We start from the raw sequence: 7,465 nt of genomic DNA on the forward strand, positions 1-7,465 counted from the left end.
GTGATAAAAGAGCTGAGCACTATGTTGTGTGGAAAAACAATAACTAAAGCGCAACCACTAAAAAAGATAGCGACTTTTGTCACTTTTTAGCAAAGTTCGACTGGACAAAAGGCACCACAATTGATGTACTGGATCGCGACACAGTATCAGTGTCTTTTTTTCATATAAAGGTAATTTTGATGTCTAAGATTAAAGGTAACGTTAAGTGGTTTAATGAGTCCAAAGGATTCGGTTTCATTACTCCGGAAGATGGCAGCAAAGATGTATTCGTACATTTCTCTGCAATCCAGTCCAACGGTTTCAAAACTCTGGCTGAAGGTCAGCGCGTAGAGTTCGAAATCACTAACGGTGCCAAAGGCCCTTCTGCTGCAAACGTAAACGCTATCTAAGCAACGCGTCAGTAGAATATAAAAACCCGCGCTTAGCGGGTTTTTTTTTGCCTGTTTTTAACGGCTGGCGGCATGAGAGAAGAGCCAGAACGCTGCCGCCGTCATGGCGAATGAGCCCAGCAGGTTGACCAGAATATTGAGCAGCGCCCAGCTGAAGCGCCCCTGCTGCAGCAGAAACACCACTTCCGCTGAGAAGGTGGAGAAGGTCGTCAATCCGCCGCAAAAGCCGGTGGTGATGAGCAGCTTCCACATTGGGTCGATATCCGTCAGACGGTTAAACCAGGCCAGGCCGGCGCCAATGATAAATGCGCCCAGCAGGTTGGCCGTTAGCGTGCCAACGGGAATGGCATGGTGCATGGGGTTAAACTTCATTCCTAGCCACCAGCGCAGTACGCTGCCGGTACCGCCGCCAAGAAAAACGGCTAAAAGTAGTTGTGACACTCTCATTCCCTGCTATTTGGTTAATACTGGGGAATGAGTGTAGCGCGCAAAATGCGTCGCTGGCTATGAATTCGCGAACGGGAGATTAAGATGCTGGTTGCTGCTGGACAATTTGCCGTCACCCCTGACTGGCGGGAAAATGCGCGGACCTGCGTAGCGCTGATGGCCCAGGCCGCTGAACAGGGCGCGTCGCTGCTGGTGCTGCCCGAGGCGCTGCTGGCGCGCGACGATAGCGACCCGGATCTCTCGGTTAAATCGGCGCAGGAGATAGACGGCGGCTTCCTGCGCCTGCTGCGCGAGGAGAGCCGTAACAACGGCTTAACCACCGTGCTGACGATTCACGTGCCTTCCGGCGAGGGACGTGCGGCTAATACGCTGGTGGCGATACGCCGCGGTGAGGTTATCGCACAATACCAGAAGCTACACTTATACGATGCGTTTAATATACAGGAGTCACGGCGCGTTGATGCCGGCCTGCAGATCCCGGCGCTGATTGACGTCGACGGGGTTCGGGTTGGCCTGATGACCTGCTATGATTTGCGCTTCCCGGAGCTGGCGTTAAGCCTCGCGCTGAGCGGCGCCGAGATCCTCGTTCTCCCGACCGCGTGGGTGAGAGGACCGATGAAGGAGCATCACTGGGCGACGCTGCTGGCCGCCCGCGCGCTGGACACGACCTGCTATATAGTGGCGGCGGGAGAGTGCGGCAACCGTAATATTGGCCAGAGCCGAATTATCGATCCCCTCGGCACGACGCTGGCCGGCGCGGCGGATCGGCCGCAGATGATTTTTGCCGACGTTTCCGTGGATTATCTACGCCAGGTGCGCGAGCGCTTGCCGGTGCTGCAGAACCGCCGCTTTGCGCCACCGCAATTATTGTGACGTTTTTTTAAACAGAGCTTGATTCACCTTGTTACAGATTGCTATTGTGTCCGCGCGTCAAATAGCCGTTAATTGTTCGCGTGTATGATGGCGTATTCGCAGATTGTTTTAGAGAAGAAGGTTAGCTATGGGTGAGATTAGTATTACCAAACTGCTGGTTGTCGCAGCACTGATTATTTTAGTGTTTGGTACCAAAAAACTACGTACGCTGGGTGGAGACCTGGGTTCGGCTATCAAAGGCTTTAAGAAGGCCATGAACGACGACGACGATAGCGCGAAGAAAACCAGTGCGGAAGAAGAAACTCCGGCACAGAAGCTCTCTCATAAAGAGTAATTAAACGCCTGCTCCCCGACAGCGGGAGCAGGCTGCCGGCAGGCTATCAGCCTGCACGGATAAGAGGCCGCAGCGATTATCGTTGCGGCCTCTTTTTGTATCCTGCAAGGTCATTGGCTGAAAAAATGCAACCGACTGTAACCGCGCCGGCGGATTTATTGGGGGAAAAAGATGAGGTAGCGCAGGGAGAGGAGAGCTGACCGCTGCACGCGGGAAACGCGCAGCGGTCGAGGACGGCGTGAACTACTTCACTTCCATCCCTTTGGCCTGCAGGTCGGCATGATAGGACGAGCGGACGAACGGGCCGCAGGCAGCATGGGTGAAGCCCATGGCCATCGCTTCGGCTTTCATCTCTTCGAACTCATCCGGGCTAACGTAACGCTGTACCGGCAGGTGGTGACGGCTCGGCTGCAGGTACTGACCGAGAGTCAGCATCGTCACGCCGTGGCGACGCAGGTCGCGCATAACTTCAACGATTTCAGCGTTGGTTTCACCGAGGCCGACCATCAGACCCGATTTGGTTGGGATCTCCGGATGCGCTTCTTTGAAGCTTTCCAGCAGCTTTAACGACCAGTTGTAATCGGCGCCTGGGCGTACCTGGCGATAGAGACGCGGCACGTTTTCCAGGTTGTGGTTAAAGACGTCTGGCGGCGTAACCTTGAGGATATCCAGGGCGCGATCCATACGGCCGCGGAAGTCCGGAACCAGGGTTTCAATCTTAATCGACGGGTTTTTCTCACGGATGGCGCTGATGCAGTCGGCGAAATGCTGAGCACCGCCGTCGCGAAGGTCATCGCGGTCGACGGAGGTGACAACGACGTACTTCAGACCCATGTCGGCGATGGTTTGCGCGAGCTTCTGCGGTTCATTGGCATCCGGCGTCACCGGACGACCGTGGGCGACATCGCAGAACGGGCAGCGGCGGGTGCAGATAGCACCGAGGATCATAAAGGTTGCCGTTCCGTGGTTGAAGCATTCCGCAAGATTCGGGCAAGAAGCTTCTTCGCACACGGAGTGCAAACCGTTCTTACGCATCGCTGCTTTGATACCCTGGATACGGGACGAGTCAGCCGGAAGTTTGATTTTCATCCATTCCGGTTTTCTGAGCAGAGCTTCACGCTCAGTTGCCACGTTTTTCACCGGGATAAGGGCCATTTTATCGGCGTCGCGATATTTAACACCGCGTTCCATCACAATGGGTTTACTCATAGCGTGCGTGTTCCAGTTGCGAGTACGAAGGAAAACGAATTAATTCAAGTAAATGTTGTATTTATCAACTATTTTTGAATCAAGGATAGGCAGTATACCATTGATACGGACCAGAAAGCAGCCTGCCTGTTCGGCAAATTGTAAAATAGTTGTTGTTTTATGCTTTCCCACACGTGCGGTATGGCTTAAAAAGCCAGGCGAACCGCCTCAATCACCTCATGGAGCAGCGGTTCCTGGGCGCTGAGCTTGTTGTAATGCAGCGAAACGTCGATGGTTTCATCGGCGAGAGGCGGGTAGTCCAGCGCCGCCAGCGGCCAGGTTTTGGCCAACAGCGAAAACATCCGGTTCGGCATCAGCCCAAGCATATCGCTGGCGCTCACCAGCGCGGCCTGAGTTAACAGGTTGTAGCTGCTAAAGCCGCAGCGCCGCTCCCCGAGCTGCTCCTGCAGCCGGCGGTGCAGCGCCGGATAGCGCTGGCCCTCGGGCAGCAGCAGGGCAAACTCGTACTGCCGAAGATGCTCTTCGCTGTGCGGCATAGCCAGCGCCGGATGCGCCTCGCGGCAGTACATCATCACCCGATCCTGGAACAGAACGTGGTGCAGGATCGACTGGCCGCTGTGCGCGTAGCTGTCGATCAGCAGATCCACCTGGCGCTGGTTAAGCTGGCTAGGGGCATCGGTAATGGCGATATTGTGCAGCAGTACCTGCGGGAAGCGAGGCTTCAGCGCCTGCGCAATCGTCGGCATGACCAGCGCGCCGACGGTGGGCGAGGGGGCGATGGTGATGACCCGCTGCTGATGCGGGCTGCCGGTTAAATCCAGCGCGCTGAGGAAGGCTTCCATTCCCTGACTGATGTACTGATGGAGGTGCGTCGCGTAGGCGGTCGGCGTCACGCCCTGACCCTTGCGAATAAACAGCGGGTCGGGAAAAAGCGCGCGGAGTTTGTTAATCGACTGGCTAATGGCCGAGGGGGTGATATTCAGCACCTTAGCCGCATTTACGATGCCCTTGTGCACGTACACGGCTTCGAAAATGGTCAGTAAGTTGAGGTCAATATTACGCAGAATGCGGAATACCTGGCGATCGTGGCGATCGTCGAGCCGTTCGGTGGACTCCGGTTGCGGATGATTTTTTTCCACTCTGCGCCTCCTGTCATAGCGAATAGCGCAAGTATAGCGGTCAGCGACGCCGCCGTTTGTGGCAATTAATTGCAAATAGAATGGCTTAACGAAAGTCAGGCGCAAAAACGGCGCCCCGGGAAGCCGGGACGCCCGGATTTACTCTGTGGAAATGAACTCGTGCGGCGGGTTGTCGAGCAGCGCCAGCAGGTTGGCGACCAGCCGTGGTGCGACGATTTGCGGCGCCGCGTCGGGCTGCCACTGGCGCATTTGCGCCATCTCCATTCCGGCGTAGCCGCAGGGATTAATCCGCAGGAACGGCGAAAGGTCCATCGCGATATTGAGCGCCAGGCCGTGGAACGAGCACCCTTTGCGAATGCGCAGGCCCAGGGAGCAGATCTTTTGCTCACCGACGTAAACGCCGGGCGCATCGGCGCGCGGGTGCGACTCAATAGCGTACTCCGCCAGGGTATTGACCACGGTCTGCTCCAGCAACGTCACCAGTTCGCGTACGCCAAGCTTGCGGCGTTTGAGATTGAGCAGGACGTACATCACCTGCTGCCCCGGCCCGTGGTAGGTCACCTGGCCGCCGCGATCGCTTTGAATGACCGGAATATCGCCCGCCACCAGAACGTGCTCAGCTTTTCCCGCCTGGCCCTGGGTAAAGACCGGATGATGCTCAACCAGCCAAATTTCATCGAGGGTTGTTTCATCGCGCGAGTCGGTAAAGTCGTGCATTGCCTGCGAGACAGGGGCGTAAGGTTGCAGGCCGAGTTGACGAATGAGGATTTTATTGTGCTGCAAAACAACGTCTCCGCACAGAGAAGTGATTTAAGGCAGCGAGTATATCACAGCGGGGAAGGGGATGACCCGGCGCGAGGCCGGGTAGCAGAATGGGTTACAGCACCATCCGGACGATCTCGATATTACCCAGCTCTTCGTACAGGGTTTCTACCTGCTCGATATGGGTAGCGTTGATGGTGATAGAAACCGAATGGTAGTTACCTTTGCTGCTCGGCTTTACCTGCGGAGAGTAATCACCAGGCGCATGGCGCTGTACCACTTCCACCACCTGATCAACCAGCTCAGGCAACGCCTGCCCCATTACTTTGTAAGTAAATGGAGTAGGGAATTCAAGCAGTTCGTTAAGTTTGGTTTTCATGTCAGCTCCGGTGTTACGACAAAAAATAATAACTCCCACAAGGTGCGGGAGTTATCAGGTTACTTTGATAGTTAGTATATGGGGATGTAAATCACACTTTCAAGCGTTCGATTTTTAACCAAACCAGTGGTGGAACATTAACTTAATGTAATCAATCATTTTGCCGAAGAAATTACCTTCCGGGATTTCCTGCAGCACCACCAGCGGACGCTGATCGATAGTTTTGCCGTCCAGCTGGAAGTTAATGGTGCCGACAACCTGGTTTTTCTGCAGCGGTGCGTGCAGTTCGGTATTGTTCAGTACGTAGCTGGCCTTCAGATCTTTCATGCGGCCGCGCGGAATGGTCAGATACACGTCTTTATCGACGCCCAGCGATGCGCGATCGCTATCGCCAAACCAGGCCGGCTCGGAGGAGAACTCTTTGCCCGCTTTCAGCGGATTGACGGTTTCAAAGAAGCGGAAGCCCCAGGTCAGCAGCTTTTTGCTTTCGGATTCACGACCTTTATAGGTGCGACCCCCCATTACGGCGGAGATCAGGCGCATCTGGCCTTCTGTTGCCGAGGCGACGAGGTTATAGCCCGCTTTATCCGTGTGGCCGGTTTTGATGCCGTCGACGTTGAGGCTGTTATCCCACAGCAGCCCGTTACGGTTGAGCTGGCGGATGCCGTTAAAGGTGAACTCTTTTTCTTTGTAGATGGTGTATTCGTTCGGCACGTCGCGGATCAGCGCCTGGCCAATCAGCGCCATATCGCGCGCGGAGCTGAACTGACCTTCGGCATCCAGGCCGTGAACGGTCTGGAAGTGGCTGTTTTTCAGACCAAGGGCGTTGACGTAGCTGTTCATCAGGCTGACGAAAGCGTCCTGGCTACCGGCAACGAAGTCCGCCATCGCCACGCAGGCGTCGTTGCCTGACTGCAGGTTGATGCCGCGAATCAGCTGCGAAACCGGCACCTGCATGCCTGGCTTGAGGAACATCAGGGAGGAGCCTTTAAATACCGGGTTACCGGTTGCCCACGCGTCGTTGCCCACGGTGACCAGATCGGACTCTTTGAATTTACCCGCTTTCATGGCCTGACCAATGACGTAGCTGGTCATCATTTTGGTCAGACTCGCCGGGTCGCGGCGGGAATCGGCGTTATTTTCCGCCAGCACTTTGCCTGAATTGTAATCGATAAGTATCCAGGATTCGGCGTCAATCTGCGGCGCGCCTGGGATCATGGTTTTAAGATTCAGGTCATCGGCGTGGGCTGCGGAGGAGAGCGCGGCAACGGAGAGGGCCGTAACGAGTAAACGTGCGGTGAAAGAGATCTTCATGGTCTGAACAACGGCATCCGTGATGGAGTTAAAAAAGTGCCTTACTATAACAAATGCTCTACGGACCGGCATCCGACATTGCGCATGACTTTGTTAACGATTTTGTCATGCCCAATGCGCTAAGGAGGGCGGTCCGACGCGTTTAGTTGGCGTGAGTAATAAATGACTGCAGCTGAGCTTCGCTCTGCAGGCGCTGCTGAACGGTGCTGGCCTGTGGCTTGCTGGCGAACGGGCCCAGCTGAATACGCCACACCACGCCGTTTTGCACCACGCGGCCGGGAACGGAGAACTGCTGGCTCAGGCGCTGCTGGTACTGCTTAGCGCGGGCCTGGTCGCTAACGGCGCCAACCTGTACCACATAGTCGCTGCTGGCAGCAGCGCTGGTCGAGGTAGAGGCGGCGGCAACCGCAGTCGTCGCGGCGGCGGCCGGGGCAACGCTGCCCTGGATGGATCCCGGCGCGGTGACCGGTGCGGTTGAGGCGGCGGCCTGAGCGACGGGCTCACTGCCCTCCAGCACGCCGTTATTCAACGGCGTTGGGGCGCCGAGGAAGCCGCTGCTGTTGACCGGCGCGCCGACGCTATCGTCGGATTTCAGCGTTGAGTTACTGATGGCGCGCAC

The 7,465-nt window shown here is 56.1% G+C and carries 10 protein-coding genes; 3 read left to right on the forward strand and 7 right to left on the reverse strand.

The window, feature by feature from the left end:
* Positions 1 to 179: 179 nt before the first annotated feature.
* Positions 180 to 389, forward strand: coding sequence for a transcription antiterminator/RNA stability regulator CspE (gene cspE, locus PFH44_RS11435; protein ID WP_004859511.1), 210 nt, complete (start codon positions 180 to 182; stop codon positions 387 to 389).
* A gap of 57 nt (positions 390 to 446) precedes the next feature.
* Here the strand turns inward: cspE and crcB are convergent, their stop codons facing one another.
* Complete coding sequence (gene crcB, locus PFH44_RS11440; RefSeq protein ID WP_045854454.1) at positions 447 to 830, reverse strand: fluoride efflux transporter CrcB; 384 nt, start codon at positions 828 to 830, stop codon at positions 447 to 449.
* Positions 831 to 920: 90 nt separating this feature from the next.
* Between crcB and PFH44_RS11445 the strand changes: the two genes are divergently transcribed.
* Both PFH44_RS11445 and tatE read left to right on the forward strand, forming a co-directional pair.
* Positions 921 to 1,709, forward strand: a complete 789-nt coding sequence (locus tag PFH44_RS11445; RefSeq protein WP_283825052.1) for a deaminated glutathione amidase — start codon at positions 921 to 923, stop codon at positions 1,707 to 1,709.
* Between the two features lie 127 nt (positions 1,710 to 1,836).
* The gene (tatE, locus tag PFH44_RS11450) at positions 1,837 to 2,043 is read left to right on the forward strand and encodes a twin-arginine translocase subunit TatE (protein ID WP_041144572.1); all 207 of its coding nucleotides are present in this window, start codon (positions 1,837 to 1,839) and stop codon (positions 2,041 to 2,043) included.
* Positions 2,044 to 2,286: 243 nt separating this feature from the next.
* Here the strand turns inward: tatE and lipA are convergent, their stop codons facing one another.
* From lipA to PFH44_RS11480, 6 genes are all read right to left on the reverse strand, one after another.
* A complete protein-coding gene (gene lipA, locus PFH44_RS11455) occupies positions 2,287 to 3,252 on the reverse strand; it encodes a lipoyl synthase (protein ID WP_045854456.1) in 966 nt (321 codons plus the stop codon).
* Between the two features lie 185 nt (positions 3,253 to 3,437).
* Positions 3,438 to 4,391 (reverse strand): YbeF family transcriptional regulator, encoded by a 954-nt coding sequence (locus PFH44_RS11460; protein ID WP_283825053.1) that lies wholly within the window; start codon positions 4,389 to 4,391, stop codon positions 3,438 to 3,440.
* A gap of 138 nt (positions 4,392 to 4,529) precedes the next feature.
* Complete coding sequence (gene lipB / locus PFH44_RS11465; protein WP_045854458.1) at positions 4,530 to 5,174, reverse strand: lipoyl(octanoyl) transferase LipB; 645 nt, start codon at positions 5,172 to 5,174, stop codon at positions 4,530 to 4,532.
* A gap of 94 nt (positions 5,175 to 5,268) precedes the next feature.
* Positions 5,269 to 5,532, reverse strand: a complete 264-nt coding sequence (ybeD, locus tag PFH44_RS11470; protein ID WP_041144576.1) for a DUF493 family protein YbeD — start codon at positions 5,530 to 5,532, stop codon at positions 5,269 to 5,271.
* Positions 5,533 to 5,646: 114 nt separating this feature from the next.
* Entirely contained in the window at positions 5,647 to 6,846 is a 1,200-nt protein-coding gene (gene dacA, locus PFH44_RS11475) for a D-alanyl-D-alanine carboxypeptidase DacA (protein ID WP_045854459.1), read from the reverse strand.
* Between the two features lie 142 nt (positions 6,847 to 6,988).
* Positions 6,989 to 7,465 (reverse strand): SPOR domain-containing protein (locus PFH44_RS11480; protein WP_283825054.1); only part of this gene is annotated, 477 nt, incomplete at its 5' end.

Source organism: Klebsiella sp. Ech2A (genome assembly GCF_030078455.1).
GTDB classification, from domain to species: Bacteria; Pseudomonadota; Gammaproteobacteria; order Enterobacterales; family Enterobacteriaceae; genus Klebsiella; species Klebsiella terrigena.